The organism is Polynucleobacter sp. MG-28-Ekke-A2 (genome assembly GCF_035012985.1).
GTDB lineage: Bacteria > Pseudomonadota > Gammaproteobacteria > Burkholderiales > Burkholderiaceae > Polynucleobacter.
This window is the reverse complement of sequence record NZ_JAYGQU010000002.1, coordinates 23,120-49,773: the sequence shown is the minus strand read 5'-3', so window position 1 is coordinate 49,773 and position 26,654 is coordinate 23,120. Positions and strand designations below refer to the sequence as shown.

27 protein-coding genes and 1 pseudogene are annotated in these 26,654 nt (G+C 46.2%); 4 read left to right on the top strand and 24 right to left on the bottom strand.

Features of this window, described 5'->3' with window-relative positions; all coding sequences use genetic code 11:
• Positions 1–10: 10 nt before the first annotated feature.
• The 4 genes from VC188_RS01985 to hisI all read right to left on the bottom strand — a co-directional run bounded on the left by VC188_RS01985 (position 11) and on the right by hisI (position 1,560).
• A complete protein-coding gene (locus VC188_RS01985; protein WP_323482849.1) occupies positions 11–400 on the bottom strand; it encodes a phosphoribosyl-ATP diphosphatase in 390 nt (129 codons plus the stop codon).
• Positions 401–428: 28 nt separating this feature from the next.
• Positions 429–815, bottom strand: a complete 387-nt coding sequence (locus VC188_RS01980; protein ID WP_323482848.1) for a type II toxin-antitoxin system VapC family toxin — start codon at positions 813–815, stop codon at positions 429–431.
• Between the two features lie 8 nt (positions 816–823).
• Positions 824–1,084: a type II toxin-antitoxin system VapB family antitoxin gene (locus tag VC188_RS01975; protein WP_323482980.1), complete on the bottom strand. Its 261-nt coding sequence runs from the start codon at positions 1,082–1,084 to the stop codon at positions 824–826.
• An 86-nt stretch (positions 1,085–1,170) separates the two neighbouring features.
• Entirely contained in the window at positions 1,171–1,560 is a 390-nt protein-coding gene (gene hisI / locus VC188_RS01970; RefSeq protein ID WP_323482847.1) for a phosphoribosyl-AMP cyclohydrolase, read from the bottom strand.
• 149 nt (positions 1,561–1,709) lie between these two features.
• Here hisI and VC188_RS01965 point away from each other — a divergent pair, with 149 nt between their 5' ends.
• A complete protein-coding gene (locus tag VC188_RS01965; protein ID WP_323482979.1) occupies positions 1,710–2,102 on the top strand; it encodes a type II toxin-antitoxin system HicB family antitoxin in 393 nt (130 codons plus the stop codon).
• Between the two features lie 9 nt (positions 2,103–2,111).
• On the opposite strand, the gene hisF is transcribed toward VC188_RS01965, so the two are convergent.
• From hisF to hisB, 4 genes are read right to left on the bottom strand one after another with little or no spacing between them, the layout of a single operon-like run.
• Positions 2,112–2,870, bottom strand: a complete 759-nt coding sequence (hisF, locus tag VC188_RS01960) for an imidazole glycerol phosphate synthase subunit HisF (RefSeq protein WP_215358862.1) — start codon at positions 2,868–2,870, stop codon at positions 2,112–2,114.
• Positions 2,870–3,631 (bottom strand): 1-(5-phosphoribosyl)-5-[(5-phosphoribosylamino)methylideneamino]imidazole-4-carboxamide isomerase, encoded by a 762-nt coding sequence (gene hisA, locus VC188_RS01955; RefSeq protein ID WP_215362478.1) that lies wholly within the window; start codon positions 3,629–3,631, stop codon positions 2,870–2,872. The genes hisF and hisA overlap by 1 nt, the downstream gene beginning before the upstream one ends.
• 18 nt (positions 3,632–3,649) lie before the next feature.
• Positions 3,650–4,306: an imidazole glycerol phosphate synthase subunit HisH gene (hisH, locus tag VC188_RS01950; protein ID WP_216190695.1), complete on the bottom strand. Its 657-nt coding sequence runs from the start codon at positions 4,304–4,306 to the stop codon at positions 3,650–3,652.
• A 51-nt stretch (positions 4,307–4,357) separates the two neighbouring features.
• Positions 4,358–4,945, bottom strand: a complete 588-nt coding sequence (gene hisB / locus VC188_RS01945; RefSeq protein WP_215321305.1) for an imidazoleglycerol-phosphate dehydratase HisB — start codon at positions 4,943–4,945, stop codon at positions 4,358–4,360.
• 116 nt (positions 4,946–5,061) lie between these two features.
• On the opposite strand from hisB, the gene hisC reads away from it, so the two are divergent.
• Positions 5,062–6,129: a histidinol-phosphate transaminase gene (hisC, locus tag VC188_RS01940; RefSeq protein WP_323482846.1), complete on the top strand. Its 1,068-nt coding sequence runs from the start codon at positions 5,062–5,064 to the stop codon at positions 6,127–6,129.
• Between the two features lie 34 nt (positions 6,130–6,163).
• Here the strand turns inward: hisC and hisD are convergent, their stop codons facing one another.
• From hisD to VC188_RS01860, 16 genes and pseudogenes are all read right to left on the bottom strand, one after another.
• Positions 6,164–7,486 (bottom strand): histidinol dehydrogenase, encoded by a 1,323-nt coding sequence (gene hisD, locus VC188_RS01935; protein WP_323482845.1) that lies wholly within the window; start codon positions 7,484–7,486, stop codon positions 6,164–6,166.
• A 29-nt stretch (positions 7,487–7,515) separates the two neighbouring features.
• Positions 7,516–8,142, bottom strand: a complete 627-nt coding sequence (gene hisG / locus VC188_RS01930) for an ATP phosphoribosyltransferase (RefSeq protein WP_072582096.1) — start codon at positions 8,140–8,142, stop codon at positions 7,516–7,518.
• A gap of 20 nt (positions 8,143–8,162) precedes the next feature.
• Positions 8,163–9,437 (bottom strand): UDP-N-acetylglucosamine 1-carboxyvinyltransferase, encoded by a 1,275-nt coding sequence (murA, locus tag VC188_RS01925; RefSeq protein WP_323482844.1) that lies wholly within the window; start codon positions 9,435–9,437, stop codon positions 8,163–8,165.
• Between the two features lie 49 nt (positions 9,438–9,486).
• Positions 9,487–9,735, bottom strand: coding sequence for a BolA family protein (locus VC188_RS01920; protein ID WP_323482843.1), 249 nt, complete (start codon positions 9,733–9,735; stop codon positions 9,487–9,489).
• A gap of 33 nt (positions 9,736–9,768) precedes the next feature.
• Entirely contained in the window at positions 9,769–10,557 is a 789-nt protein-coding gene (locus tag VC188_RS01915) for an ABC transporter permease (RefSeq protein WP_323482842.1), read from the bottom strand.
• Positions 10,558–10,622: 65 nt separating this feature from the next.
• Positions 10,623–11,312, bottom strand: a pseudogene (locus VC188_RS01910) (ABC transporter ATP-binding protein); the annotation flags it as partial.
• Positions 11,312–11,584 (bottom strand): STAS domain-containing protein, encoded by a 273-nt coding sequence (locus tag VC188_RS01905; protein WP_251368490.1) that lies wholly within the window; start codon positions 11,582–11,584, stop codon positions 11,312–11,314. The pseudogene VC188_RS01910 and the gene VC188_RS01905, both read right to left, overlap by 1 nt.
• A gap of 3 nt (positions 11,585–11,587) precedes the next feature.
• Positions 11,588–12,229, bottom strand: coding sequence for an MlaC/ttg2D family ABC transporter substrate-binding protein (locus VC188_RS01900; RefSeq protein WP_215321297.1), 642 nt, complete (start codon positions 12,227–12,229; stop codon positions 11,588–11,590).
• 53 nt (positions 12,230–12,282) lie between these two features.
• Positions 12,283–13,032 carry a VacJ family lipoprotein gene (locus VC188_RS01895; RefSeq protein ID WP_216154474.1) on the bottom strand — a complete coding sequence of 250 codons (750 nt, stop codon included), beginning with the start codon at positions 13,030–13,032 and terminating at the stop codon, positions 12,283–12,285.
• The gene (mlaD, locus tag VC188_RS01890) at positions 13,032–13,514 is read right to left on the bottom strand and encodes an outer membrane lipid asymmetry maintenance protein MlaD (protein WP_215321296.1); all 483 of its coding nucleotides are present in this window, start codon (positions 13,512–13,514) and stop codon (positions 13,032–13,034) included. The genes VC188_RS01895 and mlaD overlap by 1 nt, the downstream gene beginning before the upstream one ends.
• Before the next feature lie 21 nt (positions 13,515–13,535).
• A complete protein-coding gene (mlaE, locus tag VC188_RS01885; RefSeq protein ID WP_323482841.1) occupies positions 13,536–14,324 on the bottom strand; it encodes a lipid asymmetry maintenance ABC transporter permease subunit MlaE in 789 nt (262 codons plus the stop codon).
• Positions 14,321–15,175: an ABC transporter ATP-binding protein gene (locus VC188_RS01880; RefSeq protein WP_323482840.1), complete on the bottom strand. Its 855-nt coding sequence runs from the start codon at positions 15,173–15,175 to the stop codon at positions 14,321–14,323. The genes mlaE and VC188_RS01880 overlap by 4 nt, the downstream gene beginning before the upstream one ends.
• Positions 15,176–15,185: 10 nt before the next feature.
• Positions 15,186–16,649: a glutamate synthase subunit beta gene (locus VC188_RS01875; protein ID WP_323482839.1), complete on the bottom strand. Its 1,464-nt coding sequence runs from the start codon at positions 16,647–16,649 to the stop codon at positions 15,186–15,188.
• Positions 16,650–16,696: 47 nt separating this feature from the next.
• Entirely contained in the window at positions 16,697–21,442 is a 4,746-nt protein-coding gene (locus VC188_RS01870) for a glutamate synthase-related protein (protein ID WP_215321292.1), read from the bottom strand.
• A gap of 194 nt (positions 21,443–21,636) precedes the next feature.
• Entirely contained in the window at positions 21,637–22,341 is a 705-nt protein-coding gene (locus VC188_RS01865) for a transposase (RefSeq protein WP_215321291.1), read from the bottom strand.
• 12 nt (positions 22,342–22,353) lie between these two features.
• Positions 22,354–24,690, bottom strand: a complete 2,337-nt coding sequence (locus tag VC188_RS01860) for a penicillin-binding protein 1A (RefSeq protein WP_323482838.1) — start codon at positions 24,688–24,690, stop codon at positions 22,354–22,356.
• A gap of 141 nt (positions 24,691–24,831) precedes the next feature.
• On the opposite strand from VC188_RS01860, the gene VC188_RS01855 reads away from it, so the two are divergent.
• Positions 24,832–25,524: a hypothetical protein gene (locus VC188_RS01855; protein WP_323482837.1), complete on the top strand. Its 693-nt coding sequence runs from the start codon at positions 24,832–24,834 to the stop codon at positions 25,522–25,524.
• Positions 25,521–26,642 carry a secretin and TonB N-terminal domain-containing protein gene (locus tag VC188_RS01850; protein WP_323482836.1) on the top strand — a complete coding sequence of 374 codons (1,122 nt, stop codon included), beginning with the start codon at positions 25,521–25,523 and terminating at the stop codon, positions 26,640–26,642. The genes VC188_RS01855 and VC188_RS01850 overlap by 4 nt, the downstream gene beginning before the upstream one ends.
• The last annotated feature ends 12 nt before the right edge of the window (positions 26,643–26,654 follow it).

Here is a 26,654-nt window from a genome sequence, read left to right as displayed (position 1 = left end):
TTATCCGTGCTTACTCTTTACCAGTAGCTTTTCTAGCTGCCTTCTCTTCGATACCGGATGTTCCCAGGCGACGATCAAGCTCGGCAATAACATCTTCCGGGCGCAGGTTAAATTGAGACAAAGCAATCAAGCAGTGAAACCACAAATCAGCCATTTCGCCGACTAAGAGCTTTTGCTGATCAGCCGCCAAATTAGAATTACGCGCATCTTTTGCGGCCATAACGGCCTCAGTCGCTTCTTCACCAATCTTTTTCAAGATCCCATCATCACCCTTTGAAAAGAGTAAAGCGGTATACGAGGTTTTAGGATCTGCTTGGCCGGCCTTAAACGCATCACGACGTTGATCAACTACATCGGCTAAATGGGTTAAACCAGATTCGATTTTTTTGTCTGAATTCAATATTTTGTCCATGAATAAGTTTTGCAGACTATACAGTCCAATCCTCTACCTTTAGCTTCTGAATCCTTTTAAAAGCTTGGTCATTCGTTACTAAAATTGCCCCGAGCTGAGAAGCATGTGCTGCAATTTGCATATCGAGAGAGCCCAATACATTGCCGCCACCCTCTAGCTCCGCCCTCAAAACACCATAATGCTTAGCCACATTAGTATCCCAAACCATAACATCGACTCGCTTCAAAAACTCTTGCACCGCTAAATGAAGATTCTTAGCATGGGGCTTTTTTGCCAACCCGTAGAGAATTTCACCTTCAGATATCACTGACAAGCATAGTCTTTCCATAGGAACACTGGCGATTTTTCTGCTTACTACTGGGTTTTTCTTAATGAGACTGCTGATGGTATTGGTATCGAGCATATATCTCATCACTCATTGACTCCAGCAAAAGGATCTCGATCTTGCGAACCTTGATTTCGATCTTCGGGACTTAAGAAATCCAAAGGAACATCCGCGCTTGCAAGCGCCACGAAAAAGCTATCCCAGTTTTCGGGCCTTCTGGACAGAATTAAGTCGCCAGTACTGGGATCACGCCGAATAAATACTTCTTTTTCCTCAAAACGAAAGGCTGCAGGCAATCTTATTGCTTGACTACGCCCATTCATAAAGATTTTTGCTGTTAGACCCATCATCCTAGCCCCTTGGTATATATCAAAGTATATACCATTCTAAACGACTATAAAGTGGAAATACAGACCATAAATATTTATTTGGGTCAGTTTTTACTGATCTTTTGCCAATTTGAGCTTACAGAATCCCACTCCCTAAAGAAGCAGCTATGCTCACCCGTATGGCAAGCAATCCCGTCTTTTTGCTCAACCATCAGCAAAATCGTATCCCCATCACAATCCAGACGAATTTCTTTTACTTTCTGGGTATGGCCAGACTCTTCGCCCTTGTGCCACAGTTTTTGTCTGGAACGAGTCCAGTAGACAGCCTCACCCAAGCGAATAGTTTCCAAAAGGGCATCGCGATTCATCCAGGCCATCATTAATACATCGCCACTACCCACTTCTTGTGCAATAACGGGTACTAGGCCCTGATCATTCCAAGTCACTGCCTCTAATAAGGCCTGGTCTTGTGAGTTTTTATTCGTATCTGACATTTGTCCAATTTTGACAGAATTGTTTTGCGCCAAGCAAATAACGAGTTTCTAGGGCCTGCCAAAAAGACCCCACTATTTCATGGACACTTCTCTCATTTGTGTGTACTGTGTGTATAAATTAAAATTCGTATGTCAACAGAAGGGCTATGATGAAATATCCAATTGCTATTAAACCGGGTGGAGATAACTTAGCCTGGGGTGTAATTATTCCCGATATGCCAGGTTGTTTTTCTGCTGCTGACAGCGGAATTGATGAGGCTATTGAGAATGCCAAAGAAGCGATTGAGCTTTGGATTGAGGCCGCATTAGACGCGGGCGAAGATATCCCAAAGCCCAGTTCTATTACCGATCTTCAAAAGAAGAAAGAGTTCAAAGGATATATCTGGGCAATTGCTGAAATTGACCCAGCATTACTGTCGGACGATATCGAAAGAGTAAATATTTCTTTACCAAAAAGGGTTCTAGCAAGATTAGATGCTAAGGCCAAATCTGCTGGTGAAAACCGCTCCGCCTTTATCGCGCATATGGCGATTAGCGCTTAAGAACACCGATTAAATCCGAACCGGAATTCCTTGGGCTGCCATATATTCTTTTGCCTGCCCAACGGTGTAATCACCATAGTGAAAAATACTAGCGGCCAATACTGCATCTGCATGACCCTTAGTAATGCCATCGACTAAATGCTGCAAATTACCAACACCGCCAGAGGCAATCACGGGAACAGAAACCGCATCACTTACTGCAGCAGTTAAAGCCAAGTCAAAGCCATCCTTACTGCCATCGCGGTTCATGCTTGTTAAGAGAATCTCGCCTGCACCACGTTTAGCCACTTCAGTAGCCCATGTGACTACATCCATTCCAGTCGCAGTTCTACCGCCATGGGTAAACACTTCCCAATTGCCAGCTTCAGTTTGCTTGGCATCAATCGCCACCACAATACATTGAGAACCGTAATAAGCGGCTGCATCGGAAACTAAATCGGGGTTAGCTACCGCAGAAGAATTCATGCTCACTTTATCTGCGCCGGCATTCAGTAAGCGACGCACATCAGCCACTGCACGCACACCGCCGCCAACAGTAAGCGGAATAAAAACTTGTGATGCCACATCCTCAATGATGTGCAAAATCAGATCGCGTCCATCAGAAGTAGCGGTGATATCTAAAAACGTCAGCTCATCAGCGCCCTGTGTGTCATACCGTTTTGCAATTTCGACGGGATCGCCCGCATCTCTGAGGCCAACAAAGTTAACACCCTTAACAACGCGCCCTGCAGTGACATCCAAACAAGGAATAATTCGCTTCGTTAACACTAGATAATTTTCTTTGCGTACTTGAGGGTTAACTCATCAGCATATTTTTGAGCGGCCGCAAGATCAAGGTCGCCCGCGTAAATAGAGCGGCCAGCAATCACGCCCATGACGCCTTCTTCTTCCGCCTTGCACAGCGCATCAATATCTTGATTATTTGATAGTCCACCACTGGCAATTACCGGAATACGAATGGCTTGAGCCAGTTTGATTGTGGCTTCAATGTTGACGCCCTTGAGCATGCCATCCCGACCAATATCGGTATAGATAATGGCTTCTACGCCCCAATCTTCAAACTTCTTGGCAAGATCAATCACTTCATGACCGGTAATCTTGCTCCAACCATCAGTCGCTACTTTGCCATCGCGCGCATCTAAACCAACCATCACATGGCCTGGAAATGCTGTGCAGGCATCTTGTACAAAGCCGGGATTCTTCACTGCTGCGGTACCAATGATGACAGTGCTAATACCGTCATCTAATAAACGTTCAATCGTTTCAAGATCACGAATACCACCACCAAGTTGCACAGGGATTTCGTTGCCAACCGCTTTGAGAATCGATTTAATCGCGGCCTCATTTTTGAGCTTGCCGGCAAATGCGCCGTTGAGATCCACTAAATGTAAGCGTCGAGCGCCTTTGCTAATCCAATGCGCCGCCATTGCGCCAGGGTCTTCTGAAAACACTGTAGCTTTATCCATATCACCCTGTTCGAGTCGAACACAGTGGCCGTCTTTAAGATCAATTGCGGGAATCAGCAGCATAGCAAATGGTTAGGAATATTAAGGTTGCCAAGAAACAAAATTTTTATAAAGCTTTAAACCGTATTCTGCACTTTTTTCTGGATGAAATTGAGTTGCAAAAATATTATCTCGCGCCACCGCAGAAGTAAACCAATCGCCATATTCAGTAGAACCGGCTGTATCTTCATTACGCTGCGGCACAACATAGTAGCTATGCACAAAATAGAAGCTCGTTAAATCAGGTATGCCATCCCAAAGCGGGTGTTTTCGGTCTTGGCGCACTTGGTTCCAGCCCATATGAGGGACTTTATAGGAGGAGCCATCTGGCTGCTTTTGACCAACCAGCTCAAAACGACGCACTTCCCCGGGAATCAAACCTAAACAAGGAGTCCATTGCTCGGTAGCGCGCACCTCTGCACTTCTATCAAACAGCATTTGCTCGCCTACGCAGACTCCTAAAAGCGGCTTGCTTTTAGAAGCTTCCAGTAAGGCATCTAACAATCCAGATTCCTCTAGATGCTTCATGCAATCTGGCATGGCGCCTTGACCAGGCAAAACGACGCGATCTGCAGAATGAATCTCTTCTGGCTGATGAGCAATCAATACATTGTCATCAGGTGCAACATGATGAAATGCTTGATATACGGAACGGAGATTACCCATTCCATAGTCGACGATCGCAATGGTTTGCGCCAAAATTTACCTGTTGTCTACTGTTGTCTTCTGAGCAACCGTGGGGAGTCTAGATTACAGACTTCCTTTAGTTGAAGGAATGGCGCCTGAAGCACGTGGATCAACCGCCAAGGCCATACGCAAAGCGCGACCAAAAGCCTTGAACACAGTTTCAATTTGGTGATGCGCATTAATACCGCGCAGATTATCGATGTGCAAAGTGACTCCAGCGTGGTTCACAAAACCACGGAAGAACTCAATGCTGAGATCCACGTCAAAATCACCTACGCGTGCACGGGTAAATGGAACATTGAATTCCAAACCTGGGCGACCAGAGAAATCAATCACTACGCGAGAAAGGGTCTCATCAAGAGGCACATAGGAATGACCGTAACGAGTAATACCCGCTTTATCGCCCACTGCCTTGGCAAAAGCCTGACCTAGCGTGATTCCCACATCTTCAACGGTGTGGTGATCATCAATATGGGTGTCGCCATTTGCAACCACTTTGAGGTCAATCATGCCGTGACGCGCAATCTGATCGAGCATGTGGTCAAGAAAAGGGACTCCGGAGGCTAGCTCAGCCTTACCGGTTCCATCTAAATTGATGGAAATCTGAATTTTGGTTTCCGAAGTGTTTCGGGTGACGTCGGCTTGCCGCATGCTTCATTGCGCCGCGAGGCGAAGTGTTGATTGAAGCCTCATAATATCATTCCTAGAAGAGATTTAAATATCGATATTGCTGCACTTTTATCCCGATTTTTGACCTGAGAACCCTCATGAGCCGTTTTTGGAGCCCCGTTGTTCAAACCCTAACCCCCTATGTTCCAGGGGAACAACCGCAAATGCAGCGGCTGGTAAAACTCAATACCAACGAGAGTCCCTATGGCCCATCGCCCAAAGCACTTGCTGCTATTGAAGGTCAAAATACTGCCGATTTACGCCTCTATCCCGATCCGGAAGGCGCAGCCCTAAAACAAGCTATCGCTAAATTACATGGCTTAGATGCAAATCAAGTCTTTGTAGGCAATGGCTCTGATGAAGTGTTGGCGCACGTCTTTGCTGGTTTACTCAAGCAAAGTAAACCCGTGCATTTTCCAGATATTACCTATAGCTTCTATCCCGTCTACTGCAAACTTTTTGGAATTAATGCCCAAATAGTTCCCTTGGACGAAAATTTTGAGATTAAAACTGCTGACTACCAATCTCCTAACGGCGGAATTATTTTCCCTAACCCCAATGCGCCAACTGGTAGATCGATTCCCCGCTCAGAAATTGAAGCACTAGTCTTGCGCAACAAAGATTCAGTACTTGTTATTGATGAAGCCTACGTCGATTACGGAACTGAATCTTGCATTCCACTGTTGCGTGGCGCCGACTGTCCAGAAAATTTGTTAGTAGTTCACACGCTCTCTAAATCCCGAGCTCTGGCTGGTCTGCGCGTCGGCTTTGCCGTTGGCCATCCAGCTTTGATTGAGGGCTTGGAACGAGTAAAAAATAGTTTTAACTCCTACCCCTTGGGACGCCTTGCTCAAGCTGGTGCGATTGCAGCTATTGAAGATCAAGCACATCTGGAAGCAAGCTCAGCTAAGGTGATTCAAACTCGTACAACGTTAATTGAGCAACTCGATGCTTTGGGATTTGCAACCCTGCCTTCGACTGCAAACTTTATTTTCACGCGACATCCCCAGCATGCTGGAGCTAAGCTATATCAAGCCTTGCGGGATCGCGGCATCATCGTGCGTCACTTCAAATCACCACGCATCGAAGAGTTCTTGCGCATTACGATTGGCACAGACGAACAAAGTAATGAACTTGTTGCCGCTTTAAAAGAAATTCTGAATTAAATTTTTAAGAAGTCAGCGCAGGTTTATTACACGCTTACTTCTTTAAGCGCATCTCAGCTGCACGTGCATGGGCTTGTAAGCCCTCACCGTGAGCTAGCGTACTTGCAACAGCACCCAAGGTTTGAGCTCCAGCTTCGCTTACTTCAATCATGCTCGAACGCTTGATAAAGTCATACACACCCAATGGTGAAGAAAAGCGTGCCGTGCGTGCAGTCGGTAAAACGTGATTAGGGCCGGCGCAATAATCGCCCAAGGATTCGCTGGTGTAGCTACCCATAAAGATGGCGCCCGCATGACGAATTAGGTCAGCCCACTGACGTGGATCAGCAGCGCAAATCTCTAAGTGCTCAGCAGCAATCGCATTAGCAATCTCACAGGCTTCAGACATATCGTTTACCTGAATTAACAAAGCGCGATTTGTGAGCGAAGCTTCAATCACTTTTGCTCTAGGCATTTCTGGGAGGAGCTTGTTGATGCTTGCTTGCACTTGCTCAATATATTGAGCATCTGGACAGAGCAGGATCGATTGAGCCTGCTCATCATGCTCAGCCTGAGAAAACAGATCCATTGCAACCCAATCCGGAGGAGTAGATCCATCACAAAGAATCAAGATTTCTGATGGGCCAGCGATCATATCGATGCCAACAGTACCAAAGACTCTGCGCTTGGCTGCAGCCACATAGGCATTGCCAGGTCCAACAATCTTATCAACCGACGGAATAGTTTTAGTGCCGTAGGCTAAAGCGCCAACTGCCTGAGCACCACCGATCATAAAGACGCGATCTACACCAGCAAGATAAGCTGCGGCCAAAACTAAAGGATTGCGCGCACCATCAGGGGTGGGCACCACCATAATCACCTCGGCAACACCCGCTACTTTTGCAGGAATAGCATTCATCAGCACGGATGATGGATAAGATGCTTTGCCACCCGGCACATAAATGCCAACACGATCAAGTGGAGTTACTTTTTGACCGAGACGTGTTCCATCCTTCTCTTCGTACTCCCAAGAGTGGCAACCCGCTTCAATCTTTTGCTTCTCGTGATAAGCACGCACTCTTTGCGCAGCAATATCAAGAGCATTTTTTTGTTCAGCAGATAAAGACTGATAAGCCAGCTCTAAATCTTTGCGAGGAATCTCTAAATCAGAAACGCTGGCCACATTCAAGCGATCAAACTGTTTTGTAAAGCCTAGAACCGCTTCATCACCCTTGTCTTTAACTGCTGCCAAAATCTTCACTACTGCAGCATCTATCGCCTCATCATCAGCAGACGGCAAAGACAAGCTCGACAACAGAATTTCTCTGAAGCCTATATCCTTGCTATTGAGGCGTTTTACGTTAATGTTTGAAGACATAGGGAAAAGACTTCTCGATCTGACTACTATTACTTCAGTAGCTCAAAAATAGGTTGTAGCTGCGCACGCTTGCGTTTGTATGAAGCTTGATTGACCACTAGGCGAGCGCTGATATCGGCAATTGGCTCAACTTCCACTAAGCCGTTCGCTTTGAGCGTATTACCGGTGGACACCAGATCCACAATCGCATCTGCCAAGCCCACCAAAGGAGCGAGCTCCATTGAGCCATACAGTTGAATCGTATCGATATGCACACCTTTATTGGCAAAGTGTTCACGCGCGCAATTGACATACTTCGTAGCAACTTTTAAACGAGAGCCTTGTTTTACTGCGGCAGCGTAATCAAATCCTTCGCGGACCGCGACAGACATCCTGCACTTGGCAATATCCAAGTCGTAAGGAACGTACAAACCATCGCTCCCTTTTTCCATCAATACATCCAAACCAGCGACTCCAAAATCAGCGCCGCCAAATTGCACGTAAGTAGGCACGTCTGAGGCGCGAACAATAATGAGACGAACATCTGGATTAGAGGTCTCAATAATGAGTTTGCGTGACTTCTCAGGATCCTCCAGCGGCACTATGCCGACCTTGGACAAGATCTCTGCGGTTTCTTCGAATATGCGCCCTTTGGAGAGGGCTAAAGTCAATTTCATGGACTAATTATCCATCAGCCTTACTTAACGCGCTCAATATTGGCGCCCAAGAGGGTTAACTTTTGCTCCATGCGGTCATAGCCACGATCTAAGTGGTAAATCCGGTCTACTTGGGTTTCGCCCTGGGCAGCCAATCCAGCAATCACCAAACTAGCTGAGGCCCGTAAATCCGTAGCCATCACAATCGCACCGGAGAGCTTCTCTACTCCCTGCGCAATAGCAGTATTGCCTTCAATAGCAATGTCCGCACCCAAACGATTGAGTTCTTGAACGTGCATAAAGCGGTTTTCAAAAATCGTTTCTGTAATCGTTGAGCTGCCCGATGCGATTGCATTGACTGTCATGAGCTGCGCTTGCATATCTGTCGGGAAAGCGGGGTATTCAGAAGTACGGAAGTTGACTGCTTTAGGACGACCCTGCATGGAAGCCTTAATCCAGTCAGGGCCAATCTCCATTTGTAGGCCGGCCTCTTTTAACTTAACAATCACGGCATCCAAAGTATCTGGGCGGCAGTGCTTGACTGTAATTTCCCCACCAGTGGCAGCAACTGCACATAAGAATGTGCCCGCTTCAATGCGATCCGGAATAACCGAGTGCTCAGCGCCGTGAAGTTTCTCTACCCCTTCAATCACGAGACGATCACTACCAATGCCTGAAATCTTCGCACCCATCTTGACCAACAATTCAGCCAAGTCACCAACCTCAGGCTCGCGTGCAGCATTTTCTAAGATGGTTGTACCCGATGCCAAAGTGGCAGCCATTAACAAATTCTCAGTACCGGTTACGGTAATCATGTCAGTCAAGATGGAGGCGCCCTTTAGGCGATCTGACTGTGGCTTGGTTTCAGCCTGAATGTAGCCACTCTTAATCTTGATACTCGCGCCCATCGCCTTCAAGCCTTTGATGTGCTGATCTACTGGACGTGCGCCAATTGCGCAACCACCCGGCAATGAAACCTTTGCGCTATGCATTCTGGCCAAAAGTGGGCCAAGTACCAAGATGGAGGCGCGCATAGTTTTCACCATCTCATAAGTCGCTTCTGAACTTTTAATAACCGCTGCATTCAACACCATGTGACTACGATCACCAGCACTTGGGAAATCAACCATTACACCAATCTCTTGCAAAAGCTTGAGCATAGTACGCACATCTTGCAAATCAGGAACATTGCGCAATACAACTGGTTGATCAGTCAATAGACAAGCGCACAGAATGGGCAATGCGGCATTTTTAGCGCCAGCAATGACTACCTCTCCATTGAGAGGAGTGCCGCCAACCATTCGTAATTTATCCATGAAACGATTCCAGTAAAAACTTAGTTATTGATGCGCAATGCGGCAATTTTTATGCTGTTGAATTGTGTGCAAATTCTTCAGGTGTAAATGCTTTGATTGATAAGGCATGGACTTCCGCCTTCATGCGATCACCCATTGCACCGTATACCAATTGGTGGCGTTGCACCAAACGCTTACCTTCAAACTGAGGGCTCACGATGGTTGCAAAAAAGTGCTGGCCATCACCTTCAACCTGAATGTGGGTGCAGACTAGCCCTTGCTTGATATAGCCTTCAATCTGTTCTGGGGTGGGTAGCATTTCTTTTCCTAATCAAACTCGAGTTTTCAACAATTAATAACGAAGCTTATAGCCCTTTTGTAATAGGCGTAAAGCAATGACTGACACCACCACAAAGAAGCAGAACACAATTACTAAGCTGCTCCAAGGGGAGTTGTCTGAAACCCCAAAAAAGCCGTAACGGAAACCATCAATCATGTAAAAGAACGGATTGAAGTGCGACACCACTTGCCACGCTGACGGTAAAGAGTGAATAGAGTAAAAGACGCCTGACAACATCGTTGCGGGCATGATGACGAAGTTCTGAAAAGCGGCTAACTGGTCATATTTATCAGCCCAGATACCAGCTATCAAACCAAGACTTCCCAAAATAGCTGCCCCCAAGAAAGCAAACGTCAAAATCCATAATGGATATTCCAAAGTGGGTGTTGCGAACCAGATGGTAATTAATAGAACGCCCAGTCCCACAACAATTCCCCGAAATACTGCAGCCAAAATATAAGCAGAGTAAAACTCGAAATGGCTTAGGGGGGCCAACAAAACAAACACTAAGTTGCCGGTGACCTTAGATTGAATCAAAGAAGATGAAGTATTTGCAAAAGCATTTTGCAAGACACTCATCATCACAAGACCAGGAATTAAGAAGGCCGTGTAACTTAAACGTCCGTAGACTTCTCTGCCCTCAAGCACATGGCCAAAGATCATTAGGTAGAGGACAGCTGTAAGCACCGGTGCAGCCACCGTCTGAAAAGCCACTTTATAAAAGCGCTTTACCTCTTTAAACAATAGAGTAGGAAAACCGCTGCCGTACTCTAGGGCAGGTCGATTGAGGCCATGTTTCATTGCGCACTCCCCGACATGATGTTGACAAAGACTTCTTCTAAGTCCGTTTTACCTTCACCATCTTTTTTGACAGATCCATAACGACTTAATAAATTAGCGGTGGTATCTAGAGCCACAATCTTGCCTTGTTTGAGCATGGCAATGCGTTGACACAAAGCTTCTGCCTCTTCCAAGTAATGGGTAGTCAGAACAATCGTATGACCGTCTTGATTCAACCGACTAATAAATTGCCATAAGGATTGACGTAACTCAACATCGACTCCAGCAGTCGGTTCATCTAAAATAATGACAGGCGGTCTATGAACTAAAGCCTGTGCGACAAGCACCCTACGCTTCATTCCGCCAGACAAGGAACGCATATTGCTATCTGCTTTGGAGGTGAGATCAAGATTGGCCATAATCTCATCAATCCACGCATCGTTATTTTTAATCCCAAAATAGCCAGATTGAAAACGTAAAGTCTCGCGCACAGTAAAAAAGGGGTCAAAGACTAACTCTTGAGGAACCACACCTAACATCCGGCGGGCCTCACGAAACCCCTTCTGAACATCTGCGCCCATGATGGCGGCATGACCATGGCTAGGTCTCACTAGACCAGCCAAAATAGAAATCAAGGTAGTTTTGCCAGCACCATTGGGCCCCAATAAACCGAAGAATTCCCCTGGCTCAATGCTCAATGAAACATCATCTAAAGCCTGAAGTGCTCCGTATTGCTTAGATATATTTTGGATGGAAATTGCAGGATGTATCGTCATTACAAACCTAGCAATACATTTACGCCGTAAACACCAGCGAGGACTTTTAACTTTTCAGGCGCATGCTCAACTGAAATAGATTGGCCACTGGCCAAGAGCTTTTTCTGCCATGCCAACAAAACAGTTAACACTGTCGAATCAAAATCTTTCAATTCGGAGCAATCAATCGAGCGTAAATTTGGACTATTTAACAAGCCTTCTTTTTGTAACTGCAATGCATTTTCTTGCGTCACTTTTTTAGGCAAAAGAAAGGGCATGATGTTTGTACTCATCAATTAATTGGCTGGTTTAGCAGTGGCTAATTGCTTATTGCGGTCTTGCAAAAACTTCACCAAGCCTTCAATGCCGTTTTGACTGATCTGATTAGAAAACTGATTGCGATAAGCCTCAACCAACCAAACGCCCATGATGTTCATGTCGTAGACCTTCCAACCATTAGCTGTTTTTTCAAGGCGGTAATCCAAAGGTACTGGATCGCCACGACCAAGCACTACAGTTTTAACAACTACTTCTCTATCGTCAGGCGCGGCACGCAAAGCCTTAAATTGCACAGTTTGGTCACGTAGCTGGCTCAAAGCGCCTGAGTAAGTGCGAATGAGCAGATTCTTAAACTCGGAAGTCAGTTGAGCCTGTTGCTCGGTCGTTGCCTTTTTCCAATTAGGACCCATCGCCATTTCTGTAGTGCGACGCATGTCGGTATATGGAACAATTTTCTTCTCGACCAACTCCACAATCTTGGGGATATTGCCTTTTTGAATATCGGGATCAGCCTTCACTGTTGTCATCACCTCAGTGACAACTATTTTAATTAAGACATCCGGCGGAGTTGTTTGATCAGGAGCCTGTGCAAAAAGAGCACCAGAAACCAAAAACAAACTTGTCGCTAAATATTGAGTAAGTATTTTTTGAATTTTCATAGGTTCCATTTCATTATCTGTACATCAATGCGAGTTGATTAAGCCGCTCAGACTTACTGATATCCGTTCTCGTAAGGAGGCATGCTAGGCTCCTCCTCATCTTTGCCCTCGTTAATCTGATAGGCACGTCTTTGGATATAAGCATCTCGTAAGAAGCTGTACTTATCAATTGCAGCGCCATCCAATAAATCACCGGCCTCGTAATAGGTATTACGTGCGTTCACTACACGCAAACCAGTAATACTATTTCGCAGACCCACATCCTTCACATACTTAAATAGATAGTCCGACTCTAAATCGGCTACTGTGCCAAAAGTATCTCGCACATTACTTGGGCCAAAGAACGGAAGAACTACATAAGGGCCTGAGGGCACACCCCAAACACCTAAGGTTTGACCCCAATCTTCTTTGTGCTTCTCAAGACCTCCAGGAGTAGCTAGATCCAAGAATCCACCCAATCCCATTGTTGTGTTGACCACCACGCGCATGAGGTCATTAAAGGCATAGTCCGGCTTACCTTGCAGCAAGTTATACAGAGCAGTATAAATATCGTTGTAGTTGCTAAAGAAGTTATATATTCCATCGCGCACAAATTCAGGCAATACAAAACGATAGCCTGTAACTACCGGCTTAAGGACATAAGCATCTAAGCCTTCGTTAAATTCAAAAACTGAGCGATTGAATGGCTCCCAAGGATCCTGGGGAGAGCGCTCTACGCCAGCAGGAATGGATGCGCAGCCAACCAAAGAGGCCATCAAACCAAGCAAGATTGCCATCTTGACTTTGCGCATAAAAAGCAACATCACTTTGCTGCGCCCTTTTCTTGGCCGCTATCTGCTGCTTTATTGTAAAGGAACTGGCTGATCAAGTTTTCTAAAACAATGGCTGATTGTGTCTGCGCAATCTTTTCGCCATTGGTCAACATATCATCTGATCCGCCCGCCTCAAGACCAATGTATTGCTCACCCAATAAGCCGGATGTCAAAATCTTAGCGGATGAATCCTTTGGAAACTTATAGGAGTCTTCAATGGTCATCACCACCGTTGCTTGATAAGTTTTGTCATCGAAGGAAATATTAGCAATTCTGCCAACCACCACGCCTGCACTTTTCACTGGTGCGCGAGGTTTGAGGCCGCCGATATTGTCAAAGCGTGCAGAAATTTTGTATGTTGGCGCAAACGACACTGCATTCATATTGCCAACCTTCAGTGCGAGAAATAGAGCAGCCAGCAAACCAATAGCAACAAAGATTCCTACCCAGACATCAATTGCACTTTTTCTCATAAGAGCCCTAGTTTATTCTTTCTAATTTGAGAACATCATCGCGGTTAGCAAGAAATCCAATGCTAAAACCGATAAAGAAGAGATCACCACCGTACGAGTAGTGGCTTGCGAAACGCCTTCAGGTGTAGGCTTGGATTCATAGCCCTGATACAGGGCAATAAAGGTGACAGCTACACCAAACACCATGCTTTTAATTAAGCCATTGCCAATATCCGAAAACAGATCAACTCCGCCTTGCATCTGTGACCAGAAGGCGCCTGAATCGACCCCAATCAAAGGCACGCCAACTAGGTAGCCCCCAAGAACGCCGACCGCTGTAAAAATCGTTGCCAAGATTGGCATAGAAATAATGCCGGCCCAAAGTCGCGGCGCAATCACGCGCCCTAAGGGGTCCACTGCCATCATTTCCATAGCAGTCAACTGTTCGCCAGCCTTCATGAGGCCAATCTCCGCAGTTAAAGAAGTGCCGGCTCTACCGGCAAACAATAAAGCGGTAATGACAGGACCCAACTCACGAGTTAAAGAGAGGGCAACCAATAGGCCAAGTGCTTGCTCTGAGCCATAACGATTTAAGGTGTAGTAACCCTGTAAACCCAAGACGAATCCAACGAATAATCCTGAGACTGCAATGATCACAAAAGAATGATTGCCAACAAACAAAATTTGATCAATCACCAAACGTGGTCTTTTGAGCAAGAATCCTGAGCGTGCCATCACTGCTGCAAACATGCGAGCAGCCAAACCTAGACTACTTAGATTGCGACGTACAAAAAATCCAAGGTCGCCAAACAGACTCAGAAGCGTGGTCATGAGGTACTCACTCCAAAATCTTCTTCTAAGCTTTTTCCTGGGTAATGAAAAGGTACAGGGCCATCTGGTGCTGCATCTAAAAATTGTCTAACAAAAGGATCTGCTGAGCGACTCAATTCTTCAGGAGTTCCTTCTGCGCCAATGCGGCCATTCGCAATGAAATATACGTAATCAGCAATGGCAAAAGTCTCTTCAACATCGTGCGTAACCAATAAACTCGTGGCTCCCAAGGCATTATTCAGATCACGAATTAAGCGTGCTGTAATGCCAAGAGAGATGGGATCCAGGCCAGCAAATGGCTCGTCGTACATGATGAGGGGTGGATCTAAAGCAATGGCTCTAGCGAGGGCAACACGCCTTGCCATGCCACCAGAAATTTGCGAAGGCATTAAGTCTCTTGCGCCGCGCAAACCAACTGCGTTCAATTTCATGAGCACTAAGGAGTGCAATAGCTCTTCACTGAGATCCGTATGTTCGCGAAGAGGAAAGGCTACGTTTTCAAAAACACTCAGGTCGGTGAACAATGCTCCGAACTGAAAAAGCATTCCCATGCGACGACGGGCAGCCATCAACTCAGCACCATTCATCTTGCCAATGTCTTGACCTTCAAATAGAACTTGACCTGATTGAGCATTAAATTGCCCGCCGATCAAACGAAGGATAGTGGTCTTGCCACAGCCGGAGCCACCCATTACAGCGACTACCTGGCCGCGTCTAAACTCCATATTGAGTCCAGACAAAATCTGACGTTCACCTGGAGCATAGGAAAAGTTGACGTCTTTAATAGAGACGACAACTTCACCTGCAGCTTGCTTGCTTACATCCAAAGAATTTGGCTGGTCACTGTTCATATCCCCGATATTATCGGGGCAAAACAGATGACCCCATTAAATACTGGTCTACTGCTTGGGCGCATTGACGACCCTCACGAATTGCCCAAACCACCAAAGACTGTCCACGACGCATATCGCCAGCAGCAAATACCTTAGGAACGTTCGTTTGGTAGGCATTTTGACCATCTACAGTTGCTTTTGCATTGCCGCGGGCATCTTTCTCAACGCCAAACGCATTCAATACCTGCTGAACTGGAGATACAAAACCCATAGCCAAGAGTACTAAATCTGCCTTAATTTCGAATTCTGAGTTTGCTACTTCTGCCATCTTGCCGTCTTTCCACTCCAGACGAACACCAATCAGCTTCTCAACTTTGCCGTTTTTGCCCTCAAAACGCTTGGTTCCAACAGACCAGTCACGATCACAACCCTCTTCATGCGAAGAGGATGTGCGTAATTTTGTTGGCCAATATGGCCAAACTAAAGGGGTGTTCTCAACTTCTGGAGGTTGTGGGAGCAATTCAAACTGAGTAATCTTGGTTGCGCCGTGACGATTTGATGTTCCAACGCAATCTGAACCCGTATCACCACCGCCAATAACAACTACATGCTTATCAGTTGCACGAATTTCATTTTTGAAATCACCAGCATTTTCTTTGTTTTGCGGAATCAGAAATTCCAACGCATAGTGCACGCCAGCCAACTCACGACCTGGAACCGGCAAATCACGTGGCTGCTCTGCACCACCGGTGATCACTACCGCATCAAAGTCTTTCATCAATTGCTCAGGAGAAACTGTCTTATTGGAGTAATTTTTTACTTCGGCGCCAATCGCCTCTTTACCAACGAAAACACCCGTCTCAAATTTAACGCCTTCAGCTTGCATCTGCTCAACACGACGATCAATCAACCACTTTTCCATCTTGAAATCAGGAATACCGTAACGCAGTAAGCCGCCAACACGATCATTCTTTTCAAATACAGTGACGTCATGACCAACGCGAGCCAATTGCTGTGCAGCCGCCATACCCGCTGGGCCACCACCAACTACTGCGATTTTTTTACCAGTCTTCGTTTTGGAAGGTTGCGGCTTAACCCAACCACTTTCCCAACCTTTATCAATAATGGCATGCTCAATAGACTTGATACCGACTGCAGTGCTATTGATCCCTAAGGTACAAGCAGCTTCGCAAGGAGCTGGGCAAATGCGACCAGTAAATTCTGGGAAGTTATTGGTTGATTGCAAAACATCTAATGCATTCTTCCAATCATTCTGAAATACCAAGTCATTGAAGTCGGGAATGATGTTGTTAACTGGGCAGCCGTTATTACAAAACGGGATACCACAATCCATACAACGTGCGCCTTGAATCTTCGCTTCTTCATCAGTTAGTGCTGCCACAAACTCTTTGTAATGATGGAGGCGTTTAACCGGCGCTTCGTACGTCTCACCGACGCGCTCAAACTCCATAAATCCAGTGACCTTACCCATATCGAATCCTTAGTATCTTTTCTTAATGTCTTTATTAATTAAGTGGCTTATGCCGCAACGGTTTTGTTCTGAGCTTTTTCCCACAATTCACCTAGAGCACGCTTGTACTCAGTTGGGAGAACCTTCACAAAGCGACTGCGGGTATTTTCCCAATCAGCCAAGATTGCCTTAGCGCGCTCAGAGCCAGTGTGACGGAAATGACGCTCGATCAAGCCCTTCAAAATTTGCTCGTCCGTCAAACGCTCGCCGCCATCTTTCACATCGATAGGGGCATGCCATTCAGACTTCGGCATCTTGGCAATTTGCTCTGCAGAAGGCAGCACTTTTTCTAGTGTTGCCATGCTGGTATTGCAACGCTTATCGAACAATCCATCCTCGTCGTAAACATAAGCAATACCACCGCTCATACCTGCAGCAAAGTTACGCCCTGTTGCGCCCAATACAACTACTGTTCCACCCGTCATGTATTCACAACCATGGTCGCCAGTACCCTCAACAACCGTTGTAGCACCAGAGTTACGAACTGCGAAACGCTCACCAGCTACGCCATTAAAGAAGGCTTCACCAGCAATTGCGCCGTAGAGAACAGTATTACCAACGATGATGTTCTTAGCGGTATCGCCACGGAACTCATGAGGAGCACGAACAATCACACGTCCACCTGACAAACCTTTGCCAACATAGTCATTACCGTCGCCAACTAAGTCTAATGTGATTCCCCGTGACAAGAAGGCTGCAAAGCTTTGACCAGCCGTGCCATTTAATTGAATGTGTATCGTGTCATCCGGCAAGCCTGCGTGACCATAACGCTGGGCAACTTCTCCAGAGAGCATTGCGCCTACAGTACGATTCACGTTCTTCACCGGAACAATGAAGGAAACCTTCTCGCCACGCTCTAATGCAGGCTCACTCTTCTCGATCAAGATGTTATCAAGCGCACTAGCTAGGCCGTGATCTTGAGTTAATACTTGGTAACGTGGAACTTCGCTTGCTACTTGTGGTTCAGCAAATATCTTGCTGAAATCCAAGCCGTGCACTTTCCAGTTTTCAATGCCCTTACGGGTATCCAACAAATCAACACGACCAATTAAGTCATCAAACTTACGAATACCGAGTTGCGCCATGATCTCGCGAGCTTCTTCAGCAATAAAGAAGAAGAAGTTCACCACATGCTCAGGTTTGCCTGAGAATTTCTTACGCAATTCTGGATCTTGAGTTGCAACACCAACTGGGCAGGTATTCAAATGACACTTACGCATCATGATGCAACCCTCAACCACCAATGGCGCTGTCGCAAAACCAAACTCGTCTGCACCTAACAAAGCGCCGATCACTACGTCACGGCCGGTTTTCATCTGACCATCAGCCTGAACACGAATACGGCTGCGCAAACCATTGAGAACCAATGTTTGCTGTGTTTCAGCCAAGCCGAGTTCCCATGGGGAGCCGGCGTGCTTAATTGAAGACAGTGGAGATGCGCCAGTACCGCCATCATGACCAGCAATCACAACGTGGTCAGCCTTAGCTTTTGCCACACCAGCAGCAATAGTTCCAACGCCCACTTCAGATACCAACTTCACAGAAACGTCAGCCTTTGGATTAACGTTCTTCAAGTCATGAATCAATTGAGCAATATCCTCAATCGAATAAATGTCATGGTGCGGAGGAGGAGAAATCAAACCAACACCCGGCACAGAGAAGCGCAACTTACCGATGTAATCAGATACTTTTCCACCAGGCAACTGACCGCCTTCACCAGGCTTAGCACCTTGGGCCATCTTGATCTGAATCTGATCGGCAGAACGTAAGTACTCAGTAGTCACACCAAAACGACCAGAAGCAACTTGCTTAATCTTGGAGCGCAATGAGTCGCCATCCAACAATGGAATATTAGCCTCAACTACATCGCTACCCAAGATGCTGGCTAAAGTCTCGCCTTTTTTGATTGGGATACCTTTAAGCTCGTTCACATAACGATTTGGATCTTCACCACCCTCACCCGTATTGGACTTGCCACCGATACGGTTCATAGCAATCGCCAAAGTAGCATGGGCTTCTGTAGAGATCGAGCCCAAAGACATCGCGCCCGTTGCAAAACGCTTAACGATTTCTTTTGCAGATTCCACTTCATCCAATGGAATCGCTTTTGCTGGATCGAGCTTGAATTCAAACAAACCACGCAGAGTCATTTGACGCTTGGTTTGATCGTTAATGATGTTGGCGTACTCTTTATAAGTCTGATAGCCCTTCTCAGCACCAATACGAGTGGAGTGCTGCAACTTCGCAATCGTGTCTGGAGTCCACATATGATTCTCACCACGAATACGGAAAGCATATTCACCACCAGCATCGAGCATATTAGTTAAAACTGGATCGTTACCAAATGCAGCTGTGTGCATACGTAAAGCTTCTTCAGCCACTTCAAATACGCCGATACCACCAACATTTGATGGAGTACCCTTGAAGTATTGATCGATGATGTCGTGATTTAAACCAATCGCTTCAAAAATCTGTGAACCGGTGTAGGACATGTAAGTAGAGATGCCCATTTTGGACATGACCTTTTGCAGACCCTTACCTACAGCTTTTACAAAGTTCTTCACTGCTTTTTCAGCAGATAAATCTCCAGACAATCCTTTAGCCATTTCCGCTAAAGTTTCCATGGCGAGGTATGGATGAATGGCTTCTGCGCCATAGCCAGCCAAGAGCGCAAAGTGATGAGTCTCACGGGCGCTGCCAGTTTCAACCACTAAGCCGACGCTGGTACGCAAACCTTTTTGCACCAAATGCTGATGGATAGCAGATGTTGCCAACAAAGCCGGAATGGCGACATGCTTCTCATCAACCTGACGATCGCTCACGATCAAAATGTTGTAGCCAGAACGTACGGCATCTGCAGCCTCAGCGCACAAGGATGCCAAGCGAGCTTCAATGCCCGCTTTACCCCATGAAGCTGGATAGCAAATATCCAATTCGTAAGAGCGGAATTTGCCATTGGTGTAGTGACCAATGTGGCGAATCTTGGTGATGTCATCAAAATCCAAAATGGGCTGACTAACTTCTAAACGCATTGGAGGATTGATGTTATTGGTATCTAATAAATTAGGCTTTGGCCCAATGAAAGAAACTAAAGACATCACCATATTCTCGCGAATCGAGTCGATTGGAGGATTGGTCACCTGCGCAAATAATTGCTTGAAGTAGTTATAGAGAGGCTTGTCCTTATTAGACAGAACAGCCAATGGACTGTCATTACCCATTGAACCAATAGCCTCTTCACCATTCATGGCCATTGGTGCCATCAAGAATTTGATGTCCTCTTGCGTATAACCAAATGCCTGTTGACGGTCTAATAATTTAGCTGCCGGACGAATAGTCGTTTTCTCGTCAATCAAATCTGCTTTGCTGGCATCAACTTCATCCAACTTCACACGAACTGCGTCGATCCAGCTCTTATATGGCTTGGCTTTAGAAACGGCATTCTTGAGCTCAACGTCATCAATAATGCGACCTTGCTCCATGTCGATCATGAACATCTTGCCTGGCTGCAAACGCCATTTTTGAACGATCTTACTTTCAGGAATTGGCAATACGCCCGCTTCAGAACCCATGATGACCAAGTCATCGTCGGTTACGTAATAACGTGCTGGACGCAAACCATTTCGGTCCAAGGTTGCGCCAATTTGACGACCATCAGTAAATGCCATCGCCGCAGGTCCATCCCATGGCTCCATCATTGCTGCGTGATATTCGTAGAAGGCACGACGATTGTCATCCATCAATGCATGCTGCTCCCATGCTTCAGGAATCATCATCATCATGGCCTGGGCTAAAGGGTAGCCAGACATCACCAGCAACTCTAAGCAGTTATCAAAGCACGCAGTATCTGACTGACCTGGATAAATCAACGGCCAGAGTTTTTGCAAATCATCGCCAAGAACTGGGGAGCTAATAGCGCCCTCACGTGCATTAACCCAATTGACGTTACCTTTAACAGTGTTGATCTCACCGTTGTGCGCAATCATGCGATATGGATGCGCTAATTCCCATGCAGGGAAAGTATTAGTAGAGAAACGTTGATGTACTAAAGCAAGCGCGGATACAGTGCGCTTGTCTTGCAAGTCTTGGTAATAAGCGCCGACTTGATTCGCTAACAGCAAACCCTTATAAACAATGGTTCTAGCGGACATTGATGCAACGAAATATTCTTTACCATGCTTCAAATGCAAATCTTGAATTGCATGACTTGCTGTTTTGCGAATCACATACAACTTACGCTCGAGCGCATCGGTTGTCATGATGTCGCGGCCACGGCCAATAAAAATTTGACGAATAAATGGCTCTGTCATTTGCACAGTTGGAGACATCGGCAATTTCACATCTACCGGAACATCTCTCCAACCTAAAACAACTTGTCCCTCTAAGCGCACAGTGCGCTCTAGCTCTTGTTCGCAGGCCAAACGGGAAGCATGCTCTTTCGGCAAGAAAATCATGCCAACGCCATACTCACCTAATGGAGGCAAAGTTACGCCTTGCTTAGCCATTTCTTCGCGATACAAAGTATCTGGGATCTGAATCAAGATACCGGCGCCATCGCCCATTAACGGATCAGCACCAACTGCTCCCCGGTGATCTAAATTCTCAAGGATCTGTAAACCCTGAGAAACGATCTCATGAGATTTCTTACCTTTGATATGTGCAACGAATCCTACGCCGCAAGCGTCATGCTCATTTCTAGGGTCATATAAACCTTGAGCGATAGGGCGAAGATCTGTATTTAATTTTGTAGTCATAGTATTTCCGAGGGGCGACAAAGGCCTAATTACTTTTGGAGGATCCAATATAGGTGAATACCCACACCGATGCAATAGAAATAAAATGAGTCTGTCCCATTTATTTTGATGTCGCACCAATATGAATTCTATATATGGGGACAGAGTCGAAATACTCAATACCCTATTGGAAATATAGGGAAAGCATTAATCAACTAAGTGATTGAATTTAAAGAGTGAATTTTTCTAGGGCGCCCACGATGGCGAATTAATGCAAGCTCCGGAGTATCTTTAAAGAGCTTTTTGGCATAAATATCACTGACCCAAGGCTTGGATCGCAATAGAGATTCTGTGATTTGGCGGTCTTCCCAGTGAGGCGCACCCTCTTTTACAAAGTTTGACCAGCTCATCTGCCTCTCAAAAGGGGTGTTACCCAACTTCCAAAAATGCTGATGGTCTACCAACCAAGGCTCTGCATTGCCACCAATGTGGGTTGCAAAACTCGTCCATGTAGAGCTTTGGGGATTGGATTCATATCCAGCCCTGACCGGGTTGAGCTCTATATAACGCTGGCAGCGTAAAAAATAATCCGGGTCAATCAAAGATGAGCGATATCGCCCCTCCCAAATGGTTCCCGAGCGACGATGCTGTTGATTGAAATATTGGGCATAACGGCGACCAAGAGACTGCATTGTTTTCGCCAGCGAATCTTCGCTTTGGGGAGTCATGAGCAAATGCACATGGTTAGGCATTAAAGCAAACGCATGCACGGCACAACCAAACTGCCTAGCAGCTTCACGCAGCCACTCTAAATAAGTGCGCCGATCTTCATCGGCAAAGAAAATATTTTCACGATTATTGCCGCGGACCATCACATGCATTGCTTGGCCTGGTATTACTGTGCGCGCTTGCCGTGCCATGTTGAAAACGAACTATTGCAGTTCGCGCACACCGCCATTGGTAGCAAAGTCCGGGATAAACCAGTCGCCATCAACTTGCGTTACGCCGCTTGGCACTTCGCGAGAGATCTGAGGGCTATCCTTTAATGCAGTCGCCATATAAGAAATCCACATTGGCAAAGCAAGTCCGCCACCAGTCTCTCGATCGCCCAAACTCGCAGGCTTATCAAAGCCAATCCATGCAATCGCAACTACTTTAGGGTTATAGCCAGCAAACCAGGCATCATGCGAATCATTCGTTGTGCCTGTTTTACCTGCAATGTCGCTTCGTCCCAACTTACCACGCGCTGAGGCTGCGGTACCCGTCTTGGTTACTTCTTGCAGCATGCTATCCATTACAAATGCAGTGCGCGCATCTAATACACGAGGCGCATCTTCACCCGCATGCGTAGGCTTTGCTTCGAACATGACGGTGCCTTTAGAGTCCACCATCTTGTCAATCAAGAATGGATCCACACGATAGCCCCCATTGGCAAATACACTATAAGCAGAGGCCATCTGCAACGGGGTTACAGAACCCGCGCCCAAAGCCATTGTTAAGTAAGGGGGGTGCTTTTCTGGCTCAAAGCCAAAACGCTGAATATATTCTTGCGCATAAGAAGGGCCGATGGCGCGAATAATGCGAACCGACACTAAGTTCTTTGATTTTGCCAAGGCATTGCGCAGGCGCATCATGCCATCATATTTGCCATCGTAGTTTTTTGGCTCCCAAGCCTGACTGCCAGTCTCCATGCCACCAATAGATAAAGGTGCATCGTTCACCATCGTACTTGGGGTAAAGCCTTTTTCAATGGCGGCGGCATAGATAAATGGTTTAAATGAGGAACCAGGCTGACGTAAAGCTTGCGTCACGTGATTGAATTGGTTACGACGGAAATCAAAGCCGCCCACTAAAGATAGAATTGCGCCGGTCTCTGCATTCATGGACACAAAGGCAGCCTCAACTTTTGGCAGCTGGGCCAATTTCCAAACCCCTCCATCTGAAAGAAGTCGCACTATAGCGCCAGGGCGCAAGCGTTTTTTGGGCTGAGTGCTATCAGTAATAGAAGCAGCCGCCAATTTCATACCCTCACCTTTAATAGTGATGGTGTCACCAGTCGAAATCATGACTTGCATTTCTTTCGGTTTAACGTCGAGCACAATCCCAGACTGCAAATCATCCAACTGCGGATAAGCAAGTAATGCCTCGTCAATCGCGCGCTGGCGCTTCACAGAGTCTTCGGGAAGATCGATAAAACCCTCTGGGCCACGATAAGCATGCCGTAAATCGTATTCAAAAATTCCACGTCGGACTGCTTTATAAGCGGCATCTTGATCGGCTTTTAAGATAGTCGTGTAGACGTCGATCCCTTGTGAATAGATTGCCTCTCCATACTGCGTGAAGAGTAATTGACGAACCATTTCAGCGGGGAAGTCAGCACGAACCGCAAACTCATTACCCAAGCCGCGAATATGTAATTCTTCAATCATCGCTTTTTGGTATTCCTCTGGTGTGATGTAACCCAGATCGCGCATGCGCTGAAGAATGTACTCTTGACGAATCTTGGCACGGCGGTAGTTGGTCACAGGGTTATAAGCCGAAGGCGCCTTAGGCAGGCCAGCCAGCATTGCGGCTTGAGCAATGCTAATGTCCTTCAATTCAATACCAAAGTAAATTTGCGCTGCGCTTGAGAAACCAAAAGCTCTTTGACCCAAGAAAATTTGGTTCATATAGATTTCTAAAATCTTGTCTTTAGTCAGTTGAGATTCAATCTCCCATGCCAAAAGAATTTCGTAAATCTTGCGGCTAAATGTCTTCTCGTTACTTAAGAAGAAATTTCTTGCCACCTGCATTGTGATGGTCGAGGCGCCCTGAGCTAAATGTCCGCGGAGATTGGCAACCCCCGCTCTAAGAACCCCAACGTAGTCAACCCCGCCATGGGAATAGAAACGATCGTCCTCTGTAGCAATAACGGCGTTTCGCATTGCCATCGGAATTTCATTTAGCGGGATGACTTTACGACGCTCTTCACCAAACTCACCAATCAATACCTTATCTGCGGTGTAAATCCGCAGAGGTGTTTTTGGGTTGTAATCAGTTAAAGCGGAAATTTTTGGCAAATTCGGCTTGGCAATTAAAAAAGCATAGCCAAGGACCAGTGATAGGGCTATCGCGCCTACAGCGGCAACAATGAGTAAAGCCTTTATTAAAGGAATGCCTGATGAATTCCTTGGCAAGCCAGGCTCTACTCGTGAATTCCGAGGGCGTCTATCGGATGGACGAATGGGACGCTGATTCAGCGGCGGCTTGTCTTTTGGAGGTAAGGCCATATGTCCAAATTATAGGGCGCTTAGACAATTCCCCTAAAACCTCCAAAATTCTTGTTTTGCTTATAGATAAGATCTGATTTCTGACGGTGGGTTCAATCTAGACTGATGGATTTTCGGTACCCAAAACAGAAGAATATGGGTATGCCAGCACGCCATATTTCCAGCCAATCTTTTGATGAAATTCTGAGTGATCTCGGCGATGACCCAGCCATCCCCGACCCCCATGGAATACGCAAGCCCCCTCCCCATCAAAGCACACCGCATAGAGCTCCAAACCAAGGCAGAAGCAATCCCTTTACGGAGTCCTTAAATCCTATTCAGATCCGCAATTCACTACAAGGAATTGCGCTTCCAATCGCCTTGATTGGCGTCTTGCTGGCAGCAGCTATTGCATTTTTTGTGGCCTACACCTCACTGAATAAGCAATCCCAAGATGCCTTGGAGAGACCCCAACAACAGCTTTTGGAATTGAAAAAAGAGATGCTATTAATGCGTGATCAAATTAACAATGATCAAGATGAGCTATATCTAGCAATAGATGAAATAGAAGTAAGTATTCACTTATTAAAGGAAAGAAAGCCTGAAACAAGGACTCTGAACAGGCCGCAAGCACCAACCTATGAGTCCGAGCTACGCCGCTGGCAGTACCTTGGCACATCCCAAATGGGCAACACCCAGCAAGCCTATTTTCATACAGGGAAAAGCCATCTTGTCTTTGAGAGGGGGGCGCAGGTTTTAGGGGGATGGCACCTAAGCTCTATCGAAAAAGGACTTGTGACCCTGACCCATTCCCAGGGCAAATCTCTGGTTCTGAAGGCTTCAAAAAGCGAATGAAGCTCAGCCTAAATAACCCCCAGAAATACTTCAAACCGCTCACCTCTTGGTTAGCTGTATTGATGCTTTTATCCAGCAATACAGCAATGGGTAATGCGCCCTCACAAAATCATTTCCTGATCCCTATTAGCCTGCAATTTACCGATATTGAATTAACTGAACTTTTAGAAACTATGGCGAAATTGGGTAATACCAATTTTTTATTAAGCGAATCCATTAAAGGGAAGATCTCGATAGACCTTAGAAATACCCCTTGGCAAACAGCCCTTCACTCTATTCTGGCGAGCCGCGGTTTACGACTGGTGCGCAACGGAGAAATCTACTGGATTGGGCCTCACGCAGAAATCCAAGCCTTTCAGAAATTCCGGCGTGAAGACGCCGCCCTTCCGTTTGGTGGAGACCACATGAATAGTCCCAGGCAAATCCTCATAGAAGCCCGAATAGTTGAGGCTGATGAACGCTTTGCCCGTGAGCTAGGGGTTAAGCTGGGATATCAAGCTAATGGTATCGGAGATAAAACAGATCAAAAATTGATTGGCAGCATGGATCTGGGTGGCGCTGGTTTGAGTGGTTTTAATCCAGCAACTATAGCCGCAACCTTAGTCTCCAGAAATGGGAGCCGCATTCTGCAGGCAGAACTTTCTGCGCTTGAGTCTGAAGGTCAGGGAAAGATTCTTTCTAACCCACGCATCATGACTGGCGACCAGGTGAAGGCAACCATTGAGCAAGGTACAGAACTACCCTACCAAACCTCGAATCAAAATGGCAGTAAATTGCAATTTAGAAAGGCAAACCTTCGCCTAGAGGTTTTGCCAAAAATCCATCCAGATGGAAAGATATCAATGCTAGTGGGCATTAATAAGGACACGGTAGGCATGAAAACAGAACAGGGATATGCCATTGACACCAAAAGCCTGAGTTCAGAGGTCACCGTTGAAAATGGCGGGACAGCCATCATTGGTGGCATTTTCCAAACCACTGAACGGGAAGACGAAGTCAAAATCCCGCTCTTAGGCGATATACCCCTCATTGGTCATTTTTTTCGCCATAAATCCAAATTACAAGATAAAACAGAGCTACTTGTCTTTTTAACTCCGACTGTTCTCGACAAACCCTAATAAAATCGGAGG

Coding starts and splice junctions, on each gene's coding strand:
- VC188_RS01980 (WP_323482848.1), bottom strand. CDS start 815: ATGCTCGATACCAATACCATCAGCAGTCTCATTAAGAAAAACCCAGTA.
- VC188_RS01975 (WP_323482980.1), bottom strand. CDS start 1,084: ATGGGTCTAACAGCAAAAATCTTTATGAATGGGCGTAGTCAAGCAATA.
- hisI (WP_323482847.1), bottom strand. CDS start 1,560: ATGTCAGATACGAATAAAAACTCACAAGACCAGGCCTTATTAGAGGCA.
- VC188_RS01965 (WP_323482979.1), top strand. CDS start 1,710: ATGAAATATCCAATTGCTATTAAACCGGGTGGAGATAACTTAGCCTGG.
- hisA (WP_215362478.1), bottom strand. CDS start 3,631: ATGCTGCTGATTCCCGCAATTGATCTTAAAGACGGCCACTGTGTTCGA.
- hisB (WP_215321305.1), bottom strand. CDS start 4,945: ATGCGGCAAGCCGACGTCACCCGAAACACTTCGGAAACCAAAATTCAG.
- hisC (WP_323482846.1), top strand. CDS start 5,062: ATGAGCCGTTTTTGGAGCCCCGTTGTTCAAACCCTAACCCCCTATGTT.
- hisD (WP_323482845.1), bottom strand. CDS start 7,486: ATGTCTTCAAACATTAACGTAAAACGCCTCAATAGCAAGGATATAGGC.
- hisG (WP_072582096.1), bottom strand. CDS start 8,142: ATGAAATTGACTTTAGCCCTCTCCAAAGGGCGCATATTCGAAGAAACC.
- murA (WP_323482844.1), bottom strand. CDS start 9,437: ATGGATAAATTACGAATGGTTGGCGGCACTCCTCTCAATGGAGAGGTA.
- VC188_RS01920 (WP_323482843.1), bottom strand. CDS start 9,735: ATGCTACCCACCCCAGAACAGATTGAAGGCTATATCAAGCAAGGGCTA.
- VC188_RS01915 (WP_323482842.1), bottom strand. CDS start 10,557: ATGAAACATGGCCTCAATCGACCTGCCCTAGAGTACGGCAGCGGTTTT.
- VC188_RS01905 (WP_251368490.1), bottom strand. CDS start 11,584: ATGAGTACAAACATCATGCCCTTTCTTTTGCCTAAAAAAGTGACGCAA.
- VC188_RS01900 (WP_215321297.1), bottom strand. CDS start 12,229: ATGAAAATTCAAAAAATACTTACTCAATATTTAGCGACAAGTTTGTTT.
- VC188_RS01895 (WP_216154474.1), bottom strand. CDS start 13,032: ATGTTGCTTTTTATGCGCAAAGTCAAGATGGCAATCTTGCTTGGTTTG.
- mlaD (WP_215321296.1), bottom strand. CDS start 13,514: ATGAGAAAAAGTGCAATTGATGTCTGGGTAGGAATCTTTGTTGCTATT.
- mlaE (WP_323482841.1), bottom strand. CDS start 14,324: ATGACCACGCTTCTGAGTCTGTTTGGCGACCTTGGATTTTTTGTACGT.
- VC188_RS01880 (WP_323482840.1), bottom strand. CDS start 15,175: ATGAACAGTGACCAGCCAAATTCTTTGGATGTAAGCAAGCAAGCTGCA.
- VC188_RS01875 (WP_323482839.1), bottom strand. CDS start 16,649: ATGGGTAAGGTCACTGGATTTATGGAGTTTGAGCGCGTCGGTGAGACG.
- VC188_RS01870 (WP_215321292.1), bottom strand. CDS start 21,442: ATGACTACAAAATTAAATACAGATCTTCGCCCTATCGCTCAAGGTTTA.
- VC188_RS01865 (WP_215321291.1), bottom strand. CDS start 22,341: ATGGCACGGCAAGCGCGCACAGTAATACCAGGCCAAGCAATGCATGTG.
- VC188_RS01860 (WP_323482838.1), bottom strand. CDS start 24,690: ATGGCCTTACCTCCAAAAGACAAGCCGCCGCTGAATCAGCGTCCCATT.
- VC188_RS01855 (WP_323482837.1), top strand. CDS start 24,832: ATGCCAGCACGCCATATTTCCAGCCAATCTTTTGATGAAATTCTGAGT.
- VC188_RS01850 (WP_323482836.1), top strand. CDS start 25,521: ATGAAGCTCAGCCTAAATAACCCCCAGAAATACTTCAAACCGCTCACC.